This is a genomic window from Streptococcus sp. A69 (assembly GCF_058556195.1).
Map to the genome: position 1 here is coordinate 365,623 of NZ_JBZUJU010000001.1, position 19,760 is coordinate 385,382.

General features: G+C 40.8%; 17 protein-coding genes. 2 read left to right on the forward strand and 15 right to left on the reverse strand.

Going from position 1 to position 19,760, the window contains the following annotated elements; all coding sequences use genetic code 11:
* Window positions 1-15: 15 nt before the first annotated feature.
* The 4 genes from murA to AC4ME5_RS01940 form a co-directional block, all read right to left on the reverse strand.
* A complete protein-coding gene (gene murA, locus AC4ME5_RS01925; protein WP_009730073.1) occupies window positions 16-1,275 on the reverse strand; it encodes a UDP-N-acetylglucosamine 1-carboxyvinyltransferase in 1,260 nt (419 codons plus the stop codon).
* 154 nt (window positions 1,276-1,429) lie between these two features.
* Window positions 1,430-2,935 carry a pyruvate kinase gene (pyk, locus tag AC4ME5_RS01930; RefSeq protein ID WP_491799592.1) on the reverse strand — a complete coding sequence of 502 codons (1,506 nt, stop codon included), beginning with the start codon at window positions 2,933-2,935 and terminating at the stop codon, window positions 1,430-1,432.
* A gap of 64 nt (window positions 2,936-2,999) precedes the next feature.
* Window positions 3,000-4,007, reverse strand: coding sequence for a 6-phosphofructokinase (pfkA, locus tag AC4ME5_RS01935; RefSeq protein ID WP_000820879.1), 1,008 nt, complete (start codon window positions 4,005-4,007; stop codon window positions 3,000-3,002).
* 81 nt (window positions 4,008-4,088) lie between these two features.
* Window positions 4,089-7,190 (reverse strand): DNA polymerase III subunit alpha, encoded by a 3,102-nt coding sequence (locus tag AC4ME5_RS01940; RefSeq protein ID WP_491799594.1) that lies wholly within the window; start codon window positions 7,188-7,190, stop codon window positions 4,089-4,091.
* 386 nt (window positions 7,191-7,576) lie between these two features.
* Between AC4ME5_RS01940 and AC4ME5_RS01945 the strand changes: the two genes are divergently transcribed.
* Window positions 7,577-9,850, forward strand: coding sequence for a Xaa-Pro dipeptidyl-peptidase (locus AC4ME5_RS01945; protein ID WP_491799596.1), 2,274 nt, complete (start codon window positions 7,577-7,579; stop codon window positions 9,848-9,850).
* An 18-nt stretch (window positions 9,851-9,868) separates the two neighbouring features.
* Entirely contained in the window at window positions 9,869-10,339 is a 471-nt protein-coding gene (locus tag AC4ME5_RS01950) for an arginine repressor (RefSeq protein ID WP_491799598.1), read from the forward strand.
* A 35-nt stretch (window positions 10,340-10,374) separates the two neighbouring features.
* Here the strand turns inward: AC4ME5_RS01950 and AC4ME5_RS01955 are convergent, their stop codons facing one another.
* The 11 genes from AC4ME5_RS01955 to AC4ME5_RS02005 form a co-directional block, all read right to left on the reverse strand.
* On the reverse strand, window positions 10,375-10,539 hold the full coding sequence (locus tag AC4ME5_RS01955) for a hypothetical protein (RefSeq protein WP_000502578.1): 165 nt from the start codon (window positions 10,537-10,539) through the stop codon (window positions 10,375-10,377).
* 9 nt (window positions 10,540-10,548) lie between these two features.
* Window positions 10,549-11,859: a GTPase ObgE gene (gene obgE, locus AC4ME5_RS01960; protein ID WP_491799600.1), complete on the reverse strand. Its 1,311-nt coding sequence runs from the start codon at window positions 11,857-11,859 to the stop codon at window positions 10,549-10,551.
* Window positions 11,860-11,930: 71 nt separating this feature from the next.
* Window positions 11,931-12,065 carry a DUF4044 domain-containing protein gene (locus AC4ME5_RS01965; protein ID WP_000863851.1) on the reverse strand — a complete coding sequence of 45 codons (135 nt, stop codon included), beginning with the start codon at window positions 12,063-12,065 and terminating at the stop codon, window positions 11,931-11,933.
* 30 nt (window positions 12,066-12,095) lie between these two features.
* Window positions 12,096-12,284, reverse strand: a complete 189-nt coding sequence (locus AC4ME5_RS01970) for a PspC domain-containing protein (protein WP_000735791.1) — start codon at window positions 12,282-12,284, stop codon at window positions 12,096-12,098.
* Window positions 12,285-12,304: 20 nt separating this feature from the next.
* Window positions 12,305-13,630, reverse strand: coding sequence for a glycosyltransferase family 4 protein (locus AC4ME5_RS01975; protein ID WP_045616995.1), 1,326 nt, complete (start codon window positions 13,628-13,630; stop codon window positions 12,305-12,307).
* 8 nt (window positions 13,631-13,638) lie between these two features.
* Window positions 13,639-14,682, reverse strand: a complete 1,044-nt coding sequence (locus AC4ME5_RS01980) for a glycosyltransferase family 4 protein (protein WP_491799601.1) — start codon at window positions 14,680-14,682, stop codon at window positions 13,639-13,641.
* A 111-nt stretch (window positions 14,683-14,793) separates the two neighbouring features.
* On the reverse strand, window positions 14,794-15,123 hold the full coding sequence (locus AC4ME5_RS01985) for a metal-sulfur cluster assembly factor (protein WP_000331930.1): 330 nt from the start codon (window positions 15,121-15,123) through the stop codon (window positions 14,794-14,796).
* A gap of 14 nt (window positions 15,124-15,137) precedes the next feature.
* Window positions 15,138-16,247, reverse strand: a complete 1,110-nt coding sequence (rpoD, locus tag AC4ME5_RS01990; RefSeq protein ID WP_000201893.1) for an RNA polymerase sigma factor RpoD — start codon at window positions 16,245-16,247, stop codon at window positions 15,138-15,140.
* A 2-nt stretch (window positions 16,248-16,249) separates the two neighbouring features.
* On the reverse strand, window positions 16,250-18,013 hold the full coding sequence (gene dnaG / locus AC4ME5_RS01995; RefSeq protein WP_491799603.1) for a DNA primase: 1,764 nt from the start codon (window positions 18,011-18,013) through the stop codon (window positions 16,250-16,252).
* A gap of 193 nt (window positions 18,014-18,206) precedes the next feature.
* Window positions 18,207-18,638 carry a hypothetical protein gene (locus AC4ME5_RS02000; RefSeq protein ID WP_491799605.1) on the reverse strand — a complete coding sequence of 144 codons (432 nt, stop codon included), beginning with the start codon at window positions 18,636-18,638 and terminating at the stop codon, window positions 18,207-18,209.
* Window positions 18,639-18,768: 130 nt separating this feature from the next.
* Window positions 18,769-19,491, reverse strand: a complete 723-nt coding sequence (locus AC4ME5_RS02005; RefSeq protein ID WP_096422360.1) for a TipC family immunity protein — start codon at window positions 19,489-19,491, stop codon at window positions 18,769-18,771.
* Window positions 19,492-19,760 lie beyond the last annotated feature (269 nt).

Here is a 19,760-nt window from a genome sequence, read left to right on the forward strand (position 1 = left end):
AATCACCTCAACGGTTTAGTCTTCAACGAGTGTAATATCCGCTCCGAGACTACGTAATTTCTCAATAATATCTGAGTAGCCACGCAAGATAAACTCAATATTTGTAATTTCAGTTTTACCTTCAGCCATCAAGCCAGCGATGACAAGTGCAGCACCAGCTCGCAAGTCTGTAGCTTTTACGCTTGCCCCGTGCAATCTACGACCACCGTTGTAGATAATGTGATCATTTGTAGTCGTAATATCCGCATCCATTTTTGCTAATTCAAAAACATGGTTAACACGTTTTTCATAAATCGTATCAATAATGGTTCCACGACCTTGAGCAGTCAGCAATAGCGGAGTTATAGGCTGTTGCAAATCGGTTGCAAATCCAGGATAAGGAGCTGTTTTGATATTGATGGCCTTCAAATCAGACTGTTCTTCAACGAAGATACTGTCTTCTGAGACCGTCATATGAACGCCCATTTCCTCTAGTTTGGCGATAAAACCTTCTAAGTGCTCATAGAGAACGTTGTTAATGCGAATTCCTTTTCCTACCGCTGCAGCAAGTGAAATATAGGTTCCAGCTTCGATACGGTCTGGAATGACTTGGTGACGCGTTCCATGAAGTTTCTCAACACCATCAATAATGATAATATCAGTCCCTGCACCACGAATGTGAGCGCCCATATTGTTCAAAAGGGTAGCAACATCGATAATTTCCGGTTCACGAGCCGCATTTTCAATGACAGTACGCCCCTTAGCTTTGACCGCAGCAATCATGGTGTTAATAGTTGCACCAACGCTGACGGTATCCATGTAAATACTTGCGCCATGAAGTCCCTTACCTTGGGCAGATAAATTCATATTATCTCCCTCATAGCTGACCTTAGCACCCATGGCCTCAAAGGCTTTTAAGTGAAGATCAATCGGACGAGGCCCCAGATCACATCCACCAGGAAGTCCAACTGTAGCTTCACCAAATCGACCTAAAAGACTTCCGTAGAAATAATAAGAAGCACGCAAGCTATTAATCTTACCATAAGGCATAGGAATGTTTTGAACGCCTCTTGGATCAATCTCCAAGACATCGTCATAACGCTTAACAGTTGCCCCCATAATCTCCATGATTTCGACAAGACTAGCAACGTCTGAAATATCTGGAACACAATCTAAAGTGACAATATCATCTGATAAGATAATAGCTGGAATAAGTGCTACAACACTATTTTTAGCACCACTAATGGTGATCTCACCTTGCAATGGACGTCCACCATTGATGACAATTTTTCTCATGTTTTACTCTTTCAAAATTTACTAAAAAGGTCTTTTCGTTCTATTATACCACAATTTTCAATTTTTTCCCATTCCTATTGATTAAACATTCCATTTCGATAAAAAAACCTATCATTCAAGCTGAACAGCTTGAATGATAGGTTTTAATGTTAGATTAACGTACTGTACGGATGCGCATTGTGTTTGTACGAACAGCTTCTCCAACTGGTACACCTGCAACGATAACGATATCGTCACCAGATTGTACAAGACCTGCTTCAACTGCTTTACGTTCAGCAATTTCGAACATATCGTCAGTTGATGATGGAGCATCTGTCAACATTGGGATAACACCCCAGTTCAACATCAATCCACGTTCTGTCAATTCGTCAAATGTCAATGCCAAGATATCAGCATTTGGACGGTATTTAGAAATCAAACGTGCTGTGTGACCTGTCTTAGTAAGAGTTACAACCAATTTGATATCCATTGAGTTAGTAGCGTCTTTAACAGCTGAAGCCATAACTTCTGTCTTAGAGTTACGTTCGAAAGTATCTGAGTTCAAACGTCCGTATTCGTTAAGAAGAGTTTGTGCGTTCTTGTCAATTGTAGCCATTGTTGTTACTGACTCAAGTGGGTATTTACCATTTGCAGACTCACCTGAAAGCATTGTTGCGTCAGTTCCGTCGATAACAGCGTTAAATACGTCTGATACTTCTGAACGAGTTGCACGTGGTTTTTCAGTCATTGTTTCAAGCATGTTTGTTGCTGTGATAACAACTTTACCAGCTGCATTTACTTTTGTGATGATCATTTTTTGGTAAACTGGAACCATTTCGAATGGTACTTCGATACCCATGTCACCACGAGCAATCATGATACCGTCAGCAGCTTCAATGATTTCATCCAAGTTGTCGATACCTTGTTGGTTTTCGATTTTAGCGAACAATTGAACGTGACCATTACCAGTTTCTTCACAGATTGCACGAACTTCGTTTACGTCTTTTGCAGTACGGACGAATGAAATCGCGATGAAGTTAATACCTTGTTCAAGACCAAAGCGGATGTCAGCGTTGTCACGCTCAGCAAGTGCTGGGAAAGGAATCTTAGTATTCGGGATGTTTACACCTTTTTGCTTAGCAATGATGCCGTCATTTTCAACTTCTACTTCAAATTCACGAGTTGAGTCATCCTTACCAATTACGCGAAGTCCAAGTTTTCCGTCATCAACAAGCACTTGTTTTCCAATCTCAACGTCATCATAGATGTCAAGAGCACCAGCAACGTTTAAAGCAATCACATCGCGAGTTGATTTGATTCCTTGTTTAGTTGCAACACGGATTTTTTCACCAGTTTTGTATGAGTACTCTTTAGCTTCACCTTCGAACAATTCAGTACGGATTTCTGGTCCTTTAGTATCAAGAAGGAAACCAACTTTTTTACCTGCAAGTTTTTCTGCAAGTTTAACAGTTGCCATACGTTCACCTTGTTCTTGGTGGTCACCGTGTGAGAAGTTGAAACGGAAAGTGTTGGCTCCCGCTTCAATCAATTTAGCAATGTTTTTTGCTGAAGCTTCAACGTCAAGTTTTTCACCCCAGTATCCGTCATCACCGAATTTCTTTCCACCACGGATTTCAACCGCAGGACCCAAAGTTGCAACGATTTTTACACGTTTATTCATGATTTGTGACTCCTTTATATAATTTGACCTTTTATGGTCATTTTACCAGATTAGTTAAAGTTGATTATGACAAGCTCTTGTTCAAGCTAGCAAGTTCAAGGTCAGCTTTGTGAGGGTTGTTAACAACGATTTTGCCATCAGCTGTTAGGCTGAACAAGGCTCCTTCTTCTGCTGTTCCAAGAATTGGGTTTTCAACCATTTTTTCGTTACGGATACCAACAGCGACACCACCGATTCCTTGTTTGAGAAGTTTAACAGCGTGTGCTCCCATACGTGACGCTAATACACGGTCACGAGCGGTTGGTGAACCACCACGTTGGATATGTCCAAGCTCAGTCACACGAAGGTCACTAGTATCTCCTGCTTCCTTGAGTTTCTTACCGAATTCATCGGCTGACATAACCCCCTCGGCCAAAACGATGATGTTGTGTTTTTTACCGCATTCATAACCAGCTTTGATACTAGCTACGATATCTTCCATCTTGAAGCCTTCTTCGGGGATAATGATTTCATCAGCACCAGTTGCAATACCTGCCCAAAGTGCGATATCACCAGCATTACGTCCCATTACTTCAACAACGAAAGTACGACGGTGACTTGATGATGTATCACGAATCTTATCGATTGCATCCATTGCAGTAGTAACTGCAGTATCAAATCCGATTGTGAAGTCAGTACCTACGATATCGTTATCAATTGTACCTGGAAGTCCGATAGCAGGGAATCCATGCTCAGTCAAGCGCATAGCTCCGTGATAAGAACCATCACCACCGATAACAACGACACCTTCGATACCGTGTTTTTTCAACTGCTCAATCCCTTTAAGTTGGCCTTCAAGTTGTGCAAACTCAGGGTAACGAGCAGAGTGAAGGAAAGTACCACCACGGGAAATGATGTCTCCTACTGAAGCAGCATCAAGTGGATAAATTTCGCCGGCAACCATACCTGCATACCCATCATAGATACCAAAAACTTCCATTCCTTCTGAGATTGCTTGGCGAACTACTGCACGGATGGCAGCATTCATACCAGGGGCATCTCCACCACTGGTCAAAACAGCAATACGTTTCATTTGGTTTTTGCTCCTTTTCCTTTTAACATTCTTACTGATTATACCACATTTAAATCGAAAATTCTTCTATTTTTTGTATTTTTAGCGATAAATCGTTTTCATGGTGATTTCCTTTAATTTCTCCTGTAAGGCAAGCTCTTTTTTTACAAAATGCCGTGTAGAAACAACTGTTTTTTGCTCCTCTTCATACCTGATAATCACAGGAATTGGGCCTTTGTATTGTTCTAGGATATTTGAAATCTCTTTATCGTATTCATGATTTTTAACTTGAATCCAGAATCGTTCCGCCACTGCTTCTTTCAAATCTTGTGCAATCATTTGCAGACGACCATCTCGAGATTGAACTTTGCCATTGATGTAGTAAAATTTCCCTTCGGATAAAATGGAAGCAAATTTTCTATACTGGTCTGAAAATATAGTTACATCCAACCGAGACTTACTATCATGTACCTGTAGAAAGGCCATACTCTCACCTTTCTTGGTTCGAATCACTTTAATCTTTTGAACTTCAACTAGGAGAGTGGCTTGAGCTCCCTCGGTTAGATTAGTGATTGGAGTGGTCGGATATAGGGCGTGTTTGGCAAGAGTTTGGAGTGGATGGGGACTGATACCTACCCCAATCAGTACCTGCTCTTTGTAAAATTTCTCTGCCTCAGTAAAATCATCAGCTTCAGTCCAACTATAATTTGTATCCGCAAAGAGTCCACCTAACTCCTCAACAAAGACAAATAAGTTTGGTAGGTTCACTAAGATTTTCTGGCGATTCTTGTCAAATTCATCAAAAAGCCCTAGTTCAACCAAAGGAGTCAAAAGCGACAGTTTCTTGTAATTCTTGGGAAGACGTGTGACGAAATCTTCAATGCTTGAGAAAGGACGATTTTCGATGATCCAGTAAGACAAATCTCTTGGCATTCCCTTAATGGCTTTTAAGCCAAGATAGATTTTCTTCTGAGCAATCTTATCATGATAGGGAATGCTATTGATTGCTAACGGGGCTACTTCAAAGCCCATCTGCAATGCATCTACAATATAATCACTGCTAGAATAATTCAACATAACTTGAAAGAAAATAGCAGGATAATGTGTCTTGAAATAAGCTAGCTGGAAAGCCAGCGCTGAGTAGGCATAGGCGTGGGATCTGTTAAATCCGTAGCCCGCAAACTTTTCCATCACTGCAAAAACTTGGTTGGCTTTTTCTTCTGTATGCCCAAGTTTCATAGCTCCTGTGATAAAATCTTCCTTCATTAAATGCATCTCTTTAGCATTTTTCTTACCCATGGCTCGTCTGAGGATGTCAGCTTTACCAAGACTAAAGCCTCCAAATCGCTGAGCTACCTGCATGACTTGCTCTTGATAGAGCATGATACCGTAGGTTGATGATAGGATGTCCTCCAATGCGGGATCCAGCACCGTCACCTTTTCTTTACCATGCTTGCGAGCCACAAAATTATCAATATAATCACTAGCCCCTGGTCTGTTGAGAGATGTCGTTGCTACCACTTCTTCGAAGACTTGTGGTTGAACTCGTTTCAAGAGTCGAATGGCACCAGGTTGTTCAAATTGGAAAATACCTTTCGTATTTCCAGCTGCAAAGAGAGCTAAAGTTTCACTGTCTTCCAGATCAATCTCTTCGATTTTTAGATGAACACCCTTTGACTCCGCAAGCAATTCCTGCATTTTTTGGACAAAAGTCAGGTTACGTAAACCGAGGAAATCCATTTTTAGAAGTCCATTGGCTTCAACACCATGAGCATCATACTGAGTGATGAGCATATCCTCACCATATTTTAGAGGAATGTAGTCCGTCAAGTCTTGGTCACTCATAACGACCCCAGCTGCATGGATAGAGGTCTGACGAGGATAACCTTCAATCTTTCGAGCAATCTCAAAAGCTTTTTGATATTCCATTTTGCTATTGATGACCTGCCTAAACTGTAAATTCTTTTCATAGGCTGTCGTTAGCGTATCTCGAAAACTGATTTTTTTCGTAATATTGGTTAATTCGTACTCTGGAACACCATAACGTTTGAAAACATCACGAATTGCCTGTTTTGCTCCAAAAGTCGAATAGGTAACAATCTGTGCCACATGTTGACTACCATACCGATCACGAACATAGCGAATGAACTCCTGCCTATAAAGGTCAGGGATGTCGATATCGATATCGGGCATGGTGTAACGCTCGCGATTCAAAAAGCGTTCGAAAATCAGGTTCTTTTCAACCGGGTCAATTCCTGTAATATCCAGTGAGTAAGCTACCAGACTACCAACCGCAGAACCACGCCCCATACCCATATAGTAGCCTTGGGAACGTCCAAAACGGAGCAAATCCCAAACTACAAGGAAATAGTCGTCAAAGCCCATATCATGAATCACAGCTAATTCCTCATTCAGTCGGTCACGATAGATAGCTGAGGTTAGCCCCTTGTCACTCAAGCCTTGTTCAGCCCTCTCTCGAAGTTCTTCTACTGCTGGTCTTTCAGGATTAAAGCGAGGGAGTTTTAAACTTGGGTCGATTTGATAGCTTACATTCTCTATCAGACCTTGGAGATTGGCAAGTGCCTGAGGGAAGCGATTTTTAAACCGTGCTTCCAAGTCTGAGGCAGGTAAAAAAATCCCCTGTTGTGAATGTACATCCACTTCTCTCAGGCTGACATTGTCCTTGACTGCTGACAAGATTTGTAAAACCTGTAGGTCTTCTTTTTCAAAAGAGTTGACTTGATAGAGTGGAAGAATGGGTCTAGTAAAGGCTTCTTGAGGAGTATCTGGACTGACACCGATAAAATAATCATGCCCTAAATCCAACTGTTCGACCCCATCAAAATAGGGAACAATAATGGCCACATCTTCGAGGTGGGAGGTGAAGTCAGACCAATTTTTCCGTCCAGTCATTTTTAAAGTGGATAACTTCATCAACTCCTGGTAACCTTTAGTGGATAGGGCTAGAAAACGGAGAGAAATATTGTCTTCATCTTTGACCAAAGTCATTTCTAGACCGACTAAAGGTTGAATTCCATACTTACGAGTCGCTTCTAGAAAATGATAGGCTCCATAGAGATTATCCACATCCATAATAGCAAGGTGAGAATAGCCATACTCTTTAGCCGTTTGAACGTATTTTTCAATCGAAACCACACTTTCCATAAAACTGTAAACAGTCTTGGTGTCGAGCTGCGCAATCATTTCTTCTCCTCCTTGCTTTCGTTTTACTACTATTATACCATTTTAAGTTGGATATTGAAGCAACTCGGATGCTTTCTTTTCAACATCAGCATTTACAACCTCTCCGTCTTTCTTCCCTTTAATTTTTAATATTATAAGATGGATTTGAATGTCATTTTAGACATTTTTATACTAAGTAAAGTATAATAAAGCCGGACTCTATATGCAATTTCACATATAAAAAATTCTAAGAAAAGGCTTTTTATTATAGTATTTATTCACTATTTTATAATAACTTACTAAATAGGTATTCCGCTTCACGAAATTTCTTGCATTAAAGTTTATTTATTCCATTTTTCCTTATTTTTTGATATAATAAATTCAGTCTGTTTTCAAAGGAGAGAACCATGCGTTTTAATCAATTTAGCTATCTTCCGACCTCTAGTTCTCAACAATTAGATGAATTAGCAAGTCTTGGTCTGGAATTGTCCCCTCAACTGCCCTTAAAAAAGCAATTTGAAGACTTCATCCGCTGGAGTTTTTTCACTTATTCTAACACGGATTATGTCTTATCCACTTTGGCTGCGGATAACGAAACAGATCTATTAACTTTTTTTCAATCAGAGCGTGATTTAACTGCTGATGTTTTCTACACGGTAGTTTTTCAACTTTTAGGGTTTAACTATCTTGTTGACTTTGAGGACGCCGAACAATTCCGTAAAGAAACTGGATTTCCTATTGTTTATGGAGATCTCATCGAAAATCTTTATCAATTGCTCAATACACGAACTAAAAAAGGAAATACGCTCATCGACCAACTTGTTAGTGACAGACTCATTTTAGAAGACAATCACTACCACTACTTTAACGGTAAGAGCTTGGCAACCTTCTCTACTCATGATGTCATTCGTGAAGTCGTCTATGTCGAAAGTCGTGTGGATACTGATAAAGACGGTCTCTCTGACTTAGTCAAGGTCAGCATTATTCGCCCGCGTTATGATGGACAGATTCCTTCAGTTATGACTGCCAGCCCTTATCACCAAGGGACCAATGTCAAAGCTAGCGATAAAGCTCTCTACAAAATGGAAGGAGAACTTGAGGTCAAACCTGCCCACACCATTGAGCTTGAGGAGCCTAAGCTGAATTTAGTCGAGCCTCTCGGCCAAGCTGAACTCGTCTCTGAAGCTGAAGAAAAGTTAGCTCATATCAATAGCTCATACACCCTCAATGACTACTTCCTCCCACGAGGATTTGCCAATCTCTATGTATCGGGTGTTGGTACCAGGGATTCCCAAGGTCTCATGACTAATGGAGACTACCATCAAATTGAAGCATATAAAAACGTGATTGACTGGCTTAATGGTCGTTGCCGTGCTTTCACGGATCACACACGCAAACGTCAAGTCAAGGCTGACTGGTCAAACGGCAAAGTCGCAACGACAGGAATTTCCTATCTAGGGACCATGTCCAATGGACTTGCGACCACTGGTGTTGATGGCTTAGAAGTGATCATCGCAGAAGCAGGTATTTCCTCATGGTACAACTACTATCGGGAAAATGGTTTGGTGACTAGCCCAGGTGGTTATCCAGGTGAGGATTTTGACTCACTTGCTGAATTGACCTACTCCCGTAATCTCCTAGCAGGTGATTATATTCGTGGTAATGGAGCTCATCAGGCAGACTTAGAGAAGGTAAAAGAGAAACTCGATCGCAAGACTGGTGACTACAATCAGTTTTGGCATAACCGCAACTATCTGCTCAATGCTCATAAGGTTCAAGCTGAGGTCGTCTTTACGCATGGTTCTCAAGATTGGAACGTCAAACCTCTTCATGTTTACCAGATGTTTCATGCTCTTCCAACTCATATCAATAAGCACCTCTTTTTCCATCATGGTGCCCATGTCTATATGAACAATTGGCAGTCAATTGACTTCCGCGAGTCCATGAATGCCTTGTTAAGTAATAAATTGTTAGGACTTGACTCAAGCTATCAACTCCCTACTGTCATCTGGCAGGACAATACCGAACCGCAAACATGGCAGAGCCTTGACGACTTTGGCAAACAGAATAAACTGCATACTTTCCCACTTGGAACTGAAGAAAAGGTGATTCAAAACCAGTATGATCAAAAAGATTTTGAGCGGTATGGCAAGACTTACCAAACCTTCAACACAGAACTTTACCAAGGAAAAGCCAATCAAATCACCATTGACCTTCCAGTAAGTCAAAACATTCACTTAAATGGGCGAGTGGAGCTGAAACTTCGTGTCAAATCAAATACAAACAAGGGCTTATTGTCTGCTCAACTCCTCCAACTAGGACAACAGAAGTACCTTCAACCCTATCCAGCAGTTCAATCAGTCCGAACAATTGATAATGGTCGTTACCACATGTTAGAAAATCTCTGTGAACTGCCATTCAATCCAAGTGCTCAACGTGTCATCACTAAAGGCTACCTCAATCTTCAAAACCGAGATGATCTCTTGACAATCGAAGAAATCCAACCAAATGAATGGATGGACTTCAAGCTAGAGCTTCAACCAACTATTTACAAACTTAAGGAAGGAGACATTCTCCGCTTAGTGCTCTACACAACAGACTTTGAGATTACAATTCGAGATAATACAGACTATCACTTGACTGTTGATTTAGCACAATCTACTATCACTATTCCCTCATAAAAGGAGCTATTAACACTTATGAACAAATCTGAACACAGACACCAACTTATTCGTGCCCTCGTTTCAAAAAATAAAATCCATACCCAAGCGAAATTGCAAGCCTTGTTAGCCGAAAACGATATCCAAGTTACACAGGCTACCTTATCACGCGATATCAAAACCATGAACCTTTCAAAAGTACGAGAAGAAGATCATTCTTACTACGTGTTAAATACAGGCTCTATCTCCAAGTGGGAAAAACGTCTTGAAAATTATATGGAAGATGCTCTTGTTATGTTGCGTCCTGTCCAACACCAAGTTATTTTGAAAACCTTACCCGGTTTAGCTCAATCATTTGGATCTGTAATTGATTCCTTGGACTTTCCAGATGTCATTGCAACGCTTTGTGGAGATGATGTCTGCATGATTATCTGTGAGGATGCTACAAAAGCGCAAGCTTGTTTTGAAAGTCTTAAAAAATATGCACCACCATTTTTCTTTGGTGAATAACACAAATCCCGTGATCAAAAAATCACGGGAATTTTTTATTTCTTGGACTGTGTTTCTTCTTTCTTTGTACGTGCTAATCGAAGGGCACGTTTAGGGTTGAGACGATTAAACAATTCTTCTAGTTTCTTTTCATTCCATACATCTGCTGCAGAAACAAAATTTCCATCTGCATCTCGGAATGATATCGGTTTATCTCCCATATCACTCTCCTAGTCTACAAATTCAAACTCAAATTTACCGATGCGAACCAAATCACCATCTTTGGCTCCACGCGCACGAAGGGCTTCATCAACCCCCATACCACGAAGCTGGCGGGCAAATTTCATAACTGATTCGTCACGGTCAAAGTTGGTCATGTTAAAGAGTTTCATGAGTTTTTCACCAGAAAGTACCCATGTCGCATCATCATCACGACTAATCTCAAAGGCTTTTTCTTCCTCGTCAAAACCGTAGTACGCCTCTTCTTCCATATCAGACTCATCATAGATTGGAAATTCTGGAGTCTTGTCTAACAATTCAGCTGTCGCATCCAAAAGAGTTGACAAACCTTGCTTGGTCAATCCAGAAATAGGGAAGATGGCTGGAAGTTCCTCAAACTCGTCGTAGTTTGCTGCTAACTTTTCCTTGAAAGTTTTAAGATTTTCCTGACTTTCAGGCATATCCATCTTATTGGCTACGATGATCTGCGGACGTTCCATGAGACGAAGGTTGTAGGATTCCAATTCTTTATTGATAGCAAGGTAATCCTCGTAAGGATCACGTCCTTCGCTAGCTGACATATCGATGACATGGAGGATAACTCGTGTACGTTCGATATGACGGAGAAACTGGGTTCCAAGACCAACACCTTGACTAGCCCCTTCAATCAAACCTGGAAGGTCAGCAACTGCAAAAGATTCACCTGACTGTGTACGAACCATACCCAAATTAGGGACAATCGTCGTAAAGTGGTAAGCACCGATTTTGGGTTTAGCTGAAGTAATGACACTGAGCAAAGTTGACTTGCCGACAGATGGGAAACCGACTAGACCAACATCTGCTAAGATTTTCAATTCCAGTTGCAACTCACGTTCTTGACCTGGCTCTCCATTCTCAGAGATTTCAGGCGCAGGATTTTTTGGTGTTGCAAAACGGATATTCCCACGACCACCTCGACCGCCATGAGCCACGATAAATTCTTGACCATGTGCAATCAAGTCTGTAATGACTTTACCTGTTTCTGCGTCACGTACAGTAGTTCCCTGTGGCACGCGAACACGAAGATCTTCTGCACCACGTCCGTGCATTCCTTTGGTCATCCCCTTTTCGCCAGAATCAGCCTTGAAATGACGGTTATAGCGGAAATCCATCAAGGTACGCAGGCCTTCGTCTACCACGAAAACAACGTTACCACCACGTCCACCATCACCGCCCCAAGGACCACCATTCGGGACATATTTTTCACGGCGAAAGGCAACCATGCCATCGCCACCATTACCAGCCTTGACCTTGATCTTGGCTGTATCTAAAAACACACTCATATTTTCTTCTCGCTTTAAAAAGGCTGGGGAGAACCCAGTCATTAGTTATTGTTTCTATCCTCGCAGCTTGCTTAAAATCTGCTAAACGCTCCAAGCGCTGTCGCAAAGATACCAGCAAGGGTCACAAACAACATGATGAGCACGACAACAAGTGTCACTTTCTCAAACAATGTTTTTTTACGTTTTCCATTATCTCCAAAAGCCATAACTTCTCCTTTTCACTTTATAATTCTAATTTAATAGTCTGTCGAAACGGGTGCAACCACCCATAAAATGATGTAAGCAAGTATTCCTGCTCCATAACAAAATGCAAGAACACCCCAAACAACACGAACAATTGTTGGGTCAATATCAAAATAATGGGCAACTCCTGCACAAACTCCACCAATTATTTGATTTTTTCCACTTCGCATTAATTTTTTCATAGTATTTTCCTCTTATTCTATTATTTGAATTCATCTTTCCAATAATCTCTGATGCTGGATAATTGCTTCCGAGAAGCCCGCAAAATACGCTTAGACTCTTTTACTGGACTTGTAACAGCCTGTTGGGGTAGATATAAAATCGTTTTCAAAAAGCGCTGACTAACAGGTTTCCCATCATGTAATTCATGTTCAAAGTTATTTGAGATAATGGCATCGAGGTAAAACTCATGTACTCGTTTCCCAAAGTTCTCAGCCGAAATTTCGTACAACTTATCCGCCAACTTTTGTTCAGACATATCAGGAGTAGCAATCAAGGCTTCAAGGATAGCTCCTGCAAGCTCTCGTTCTCCATAGTAGAGGGTACCAAACATTTTATCACTGATCAGGTTATCAAGATAGGGGTTGCCATGAGCGATAACAGGCGTTCCACTGGCTAGACTTTCTAGATAGGTTAAGCCCTGAGTTTCACTCGTTGAGGCAGAGATGAAGAAATCTGCAGCCTTATAGTATAAGGCTGTCTCGCTTGGAGCAATCATACCTGTAAAAATCACATGTTTTTGCAGGTTTAATTTCACTGCTTGCTCTTTCAGACTGTCCAGATAAGGACCGTCTCCAGCAACGACCAGCTTCACCTTATCTTCTTCTTTCAATACTTCAGCAAAAGCATCTAGGACTGCTTGGATATTCTTCTCAAAGGAGATACGAGAAAGACTCAGTAGCATTTTCTCGCCTTCCTGAATACCTAACTTCGAACGAAGTTCTTGCAAGTTTTCCTCTTTAATCTCAGGTCGTTCAAACTTAGCTAGCTCAATTCCGGTTGGAATGACACGTTTTTCAACCTTCACTTTGTATTTAGATAAAAGGTCCCGAACAATCTCACTAGGGCAGATTACTCCATCTACATCACGAAGGAAACCACGTACCAGATATTTTACCATACTTGGACGAATCAACATCCCCTTAGCAATATAATGTACATAGTCTTCGTACTGGGTATGGTAGGTATGGATAACAGGAATTCTCAATTCTCGTGCGATCCAAATCCCTAATAATCCAAGTGAAAATTCTGTCTGGGTATGAATGATATCGAGTTGATACTGCTTGGCGATTTCAAGTGCCTTTGTAAAACCTCGATAGGCAAATCGTCGATCTTTAAATGCAAAGAAAGGGACACTTGGAATTCGAATAATTTGCCAATCCTCGTAGCGGTTCACATCTTTATCTGTTGTTGTAAAGATAAAAACTGCATGGCCTTGCTTCTCAAGCTCTGTCTTCAAGGTTCGAATACTGGTCGCAACCCCGGAAACCTGAGGAAAATAGGTGTCTGTAAATAAACCAATTCGCATAGATTACCTCACTTTTTACCTAGAGCAGCCTGTTCCCGATAAAATTTTAACCAAATTCCCAGTAAACGCTCTTCTGAATACTGCTTGGATATCCTTTTAGCTTTTTCTTTCAATTCTTTCAACGCTTCAGGATTTTCTTTATATTCTAGGATTGCTTCTCTCATCTCAAAGACATCACTTGTAGCACGATAATCTCCCTCAAGAATGACCTTATACAGGTCCAAATCCCTTAACATAATAGGAGCCTCGCAACTAGCTGCCTCTAAGATGGTCATAGGGAATAGTTCATTATAGCTAGGTAGTAAGAACAAATCAGCTAAAGCATACAGTTCCCGCATCCTCTCCGGTGACACAATACCTGGGAAAATTAGATTTTTAGGTGGATTGTCCATAATCTTCTTATAGCGTTCATAACCATCTGTTATTCCACCAAATGAAAAACCACCAGCCCAGATAAAGGTAATTTCTGGCAATTCTTCAGCAAGACGGATAAAATCATCTATCCCTTTTCGTTTCTGAACCTGGCCCGCACCAACCACGACAAACTGATCTTTGGCGAGATCCATTTCCTGACGAAGTTTTGCTACTTGGTCAGCTGGCAGTGGATGCCATTTTTCTTTGTTTACAAAGTTAGGAATATAAGTTACTTTTTCACGTGGAATACCCGCAGCCACTAAATCCTCGATAAACATGGGATTGACCACAACCAAGTGTTCCATTCGGTTGTAAAAGGAAAAAACATAGCGTTTGACAATTCCTTTTAGGAAAAATGGAATCTTCAAACTCCCCTCAAGCGTATCAGGCAAAAAATGCACATAGCCAATTTTTCTCCCAGATCGCTTCTTTTGAAATGTAGATAAATAATAAGGGAAATCAATGGTATGAAAGTGAGTTACATCTGCCTCAACAGGAAGATTCTCCGTAACAATCAACTGATCTTGGGCATCGCGATGTAGGAGACGTACCAACTCACGGTAGGCTCCTGATACTCCTTGACCAGCTACTTTTTCACTTGAACTTAGCATATTAATACGCAATTTTTCGTTTTCCATACCTTTCATTATACCATTTTATTTCTAGAAAATCAGCAAAAGAAAGAGAGACCAGAGGAAAAAGGAGGAATTTATCCTATTTTCCAATCGTCTCTCATATTTTTCTACTGTTTATTTAATTCCTAGGGCGATACGCGCGTATCGGCTCATTTTCTCAACAGTCCAAGCTGGATACCAGACCAATTTAACTTCGGTATTGGTTACCTCAGGCACATCTGTCATCGCATCATGTATCTGGTCTGTCAAAAGGTCAGCCAGTGGGCAACCCATAGTTGTCAAGGTCATATCAATTTCAGTGTGACCTGTTTCACCATCAAAACGAATTTCATAAATTAAACCTAGGTTGACAATATCAATCCCCAACTCAGGGTCGATGACTTCTTCCAAAGCATTTAAAATGCGTGTTTTGATCGTTTCAATTTGCTCTTCTGTATAAGCCATGTTATTCCTCACTCTTAGTCTTCAATAAAATCACGAAGGGGTTTGCTGCGACTTGGTTGACGCAATTTTCTCAAAGCCTTGGCCTCAATCTGACGGATACGCTCACGAGTCACGTTAAAGACTTTACCAACATCTTCAAGAGTACGCATTTTCCCATCGTCCAAACCGAAACGAAGGCGCAAAACATTTTCTTCACGATCTGTGAGAGTATCCAAGACTTCATCCAACTGCTCGCGCAAGACGATACGCGTTGTATAATCCACTGGATTTTCAATCACTTCGTCTTCGATAAAGTCCCCAAGATGGCTATCGTCCTCTTCACCAATCGGTGTTTCAAGCGATACTGGTTCTTGGGCGATTTTCAAGATTTCGCGAACCTTGTCAGGTGTCATATCCATACGCTCAGCGATTTGTTCAGGAGTCGGATCTTGCCCCAATTCTTGAAGGAGATTCCGCTGTTCACGGACAAGCTTGTTAATGGTTTCTACCATGTGAACAGGGATACGAATGGTGCGGGCTTGGTCAGCGATGGCACGAGTGATTGCCTGACGAATCCACCAAGTTGCATAGGTAGAAAACTTAAATCCTTTTGAATAGTCAAACTTGTCAACAGCCTTCATCAAGCCCATGTTTCCTTCTTGGATCAAGTCAAGAAACTGCATGCCACGACCTACGTATCGCTTAGCGATCGAAACCACCAAACGAAGGTTGGCTTCTGCAAGACGCTGTTTGGCTTCGATATCACCAGCTTCAACAGCTAGGGCCAATTCTTTTTCCTCTTCGTTGGTCAAGAGAGGAACAACCCCGATTTCCTTCAAATACATACGGACTGGGTCATTAACCTTGGCAGAAGTTGAGCCAATCAAGTCCTCATCACTGAGTTCTGGCTCTTCTTCTGTACTAAGGACACGTGCACTTGGATTCCCTTCGTTATCCGTGATAGAAATGCCAGCATCCTGAATCCGTTGCAAAAGGTCTTCAATGCCGTCTGCATCGAGGGTAAAAGGAATAACCAGACTTGAATTGATTTCGTCATCTGTTGCTGTTCCTGTTTTTTTGTGGTTACGGATAAAGTCTGCTACTTGCACATCAAATGTGGTTACTTCTTTTTGTTTTGTTGCCATTATTACTCCATTCTTCTCTTTTGGGAAATCAATCGTTGCAATTCTTCCAAGGCTGTGTCAGTATCTCCTACATGACTAGCTTCCTGCACTTTCTTTTTAATTCGTAAGTTGTCCTTGCTGAGGAGGGCACGGTTTCGAGTCGCTTCTACTTCTACTAGCTCTTGAGGCGACATCTCAGCTGGCAAATCCAAGCTAAGCACGTGGTACCAAGCATTTTCAACCTCAGGTGTCTGATGAGAAAGCTCCTCTGAGCCGATTTCTCCCTGCTCACTTAATAATTCGTAAAGAATTTGAAATTCTGGGGTATCAAAGAAAAAATCTTCTCTTAATCTGTAGTCATTTAGAACAACTGGATTCTCAGCCATCCTATAAAGGAGATGAGCCTCTGCTCTCATAACTGCTGTCAGTTGCCGGGTCACAGGCAAACTAATCGCTACTGGCCTAGGATGCTCCTCTTTGACTCTCTCCTGCCTCTGAACAATCCGACTTTCATTTACAATCTGCTCCACCTGCTGGTAATCAAAAGAAGGTAGATTATCCGCCAGAATGTGGATATAAGAATTCTGGGCAGTGATAGACTTTTCTTTAGCGATTAGGGGCGCAATCTTTTCAATGAACTCGATTTGCGCTTGCAGGTTATCACTATTCTCAGGCTTGAGCTGGTGTATATAGAACTCTATAGGACTGATACGAGTCTTTGTTAAGAGGTAAGCCAGGTCTTCAGCAGAATTCTTTTGCAAATACTCATCTGGATCCATGGCATCAGGTACTCGAATAACCTCAACTGAAAAGTCTTTTAACTCCTCTAATGCCTTGGCTGTTGCTGCCTGTCCTGCCTTGTCGCCATCATAGCTGAGAACAATTTTTTTGGTAAAGCGTTTGAGGTGGTCAACATGCTCCTTGCTTAAGGCTGTCCCCATGGAAGCCACAGCATTTTCTATACCAGCACGGTAGGCTGCGATTACATCCATGAAGCCTTCCATCAGATAGAGCTCTGTGATCTTCCCTGTTCCCTTTTTTGCCTTGTCCAAATGATACAATTCATAACTCTTGTTAAAAATTGCAGTCGAACGGCTATTTTTGTACTTGGCAGTCTGACTATCAGTTTCCTGCCAGATACGACCTGAAAAAGCAATAACCTGCCCCTTGTCATTGGTCAAAGGAAAGATGATACGTCCGAAAAAAGTATCATAAAACTGATTGCCATCTGATAAGTAAAACAAGCCCGAATCCAATAAATCCTTTTCCTCGAACTTGTCAGCCAAACGTTGATAGAGATAGGTTCTCTCTGCTGGAGCCAGTCCAATTTGAAAGTGCTTCAGAACATCATCTGTCAATCCACGTTTGTAGAGATAAGCCCTTGCTTCTTCTCCCATCTTGGTCGTCATGAGGATTGCATGGTAAAAACGGGCAGCTTCTTCATGCATATCATATAAAGCTTGATGAGGGGAAGCCTGTTGAGGACGAGACTGGACAGGCATGGCTAATTGAATACCGACGCGCTCCCCTAAGAGCTGAACAGCTTCCATAAAGGACACACCTTGGTACTCTTCGATGAACTTAAAAACATCTCCTGAACGACCACAGCCGAAGCAATGATAAAACTGCTTGTCTTCCACAACGTTGAAAGAGGGGGTCTTTTCACCATGAAAAGGACAGAGACCTAAATAGTTCCGTCCAGCCTTTTGTAAAGAAATCACGTCGCCTATGACTTCCACAATGTTGGCATTGTTTTTGATTTCTTCAATGACTTGCTTGTCAACCATACACAACACCTCCATCTTATCATAGTTTCACGTTAACTAGTATAGCTTATTTCTGAAAAAAAGTAAACCATTTCATACATTTTCCGTCCCTATATTTCATAAAAACTCACTGCTAACATCTTATTGAGAATTTTCTCCAAAACTCCAACAAGTCCTCCTTATATTTTATTTTGAAACCTCTAATCAGGTACACTTATTTAGCTTGGCTTTCAATATTATATTTCAGTATTCGGCTAATATACTGCCCGTCCTTTCTGCTGATACAGGCCGTCGCAAAAGTCATTGGTGCTATATAGACTTCTCCTCGATAGGAGGGATCTGTCAAAACAGGCATGGAGTAATAAGCGTTCTTTTTATTTTTTAGGTCAATAAACCATTTGCCTCCGAGGTGCTTGCGGAAGGTTTCTCCGATATAGACAGTCAGGTAATCCAAAAGCTTTTTATCCTCCATCAAGACGTGGTGATTGTCATAGTGAGTCAAAAGCCAAGCCTCCAAATCATCCAAGGACTGCATACTGTAGTCTAGTGTTAGATTTTGTTCTTGAGCAAAGTCACTTGTAAAGTAATCCATTTTAAACTCAATTTGGAAAATCCATTCCTGAAAATCTTCTTGTGTGTATGTCATGTTCTACCTCCGTAAAGAATATGTTTATTTAAATTTTTTTCACTTTGAATGACTTATTATTATCCTAGATATCCTTGATTTTGATATTTTCTTAAAAGTATAGGAAAAATAAGTTTGAGTCGGATCCATCCTATTCAGAAAAACTTAGTGGCACAATCTCTACATCCCCAAGATTATCAACTGAGTAACGTTGACTGCCCATTTTAAACCAGCGTTCTAGAACAACATCATAGAGCATGAAGTGAGATTTTTCTTTAATCCAAGCTTCATCAATCCCATAAGGTTTTAAATACTCTAGTTCTTCGTTGGGATTTGTTAGGTAAAAATTGGGTATCGAATCCCCTGTTTTCGACTGACGTGATAATTCTTTATATGCCTCCAAATCTAGTTTTCCCTCATCCTTATGGAGTATATTGTAACTAGCTAAGTCATACGCTATCGACCATTTAGAATCTGAGATTTCGACAGATTGGTTGAGTTTCTTATCATTGTAGTCATATTTAATATAAAGATATCTCCCATCAGATAACAGTTGCTGGTATTCAATAATAAAAGTTTCTTCAAAACCTACAATCACTTTTAAACTTTCATTTTCAGACAAGTCTGCATCAAGTCCTATGGGAATTATCCAGTCTGGATCTCTAAACGACTGACTTCCGTCAACGGCTTTACTGAAATCAGCGAGTCCAGGTAAAACACCACTATTTATCTCTGCATAGTTCATTTCTAAAAAGTCATTACTTAAAGATTCATACACTCCTTTATAATAATACTTTTGATACAAAGGATATAGACCAAATAAAGTTAGAAAAACTAATACAGTTATGACTAGGATTTTTAAAATTTTTTTCATTTATTTTTCCCTTACTAACATTTGGGCCAAGTTAAAAATAGTTGAGATGTAGGTTTCTTTTTCTTTGACACCCTAATTTTTTCAGATTTGAGCATTCAAGTGGGTCGAATGGCTTATCTTTAGAAAATATTTAGCTATTCGAAGCTTCTAATGCCTAAAATACACCTATATTCTAGCAATTCTAAATTTAGAATACTTGATTATTTAAAAATCTTGACTGTTCGAACTGTTTGATAGGCGATTTTAGAATGAAGTTAAGGCGTTCGACG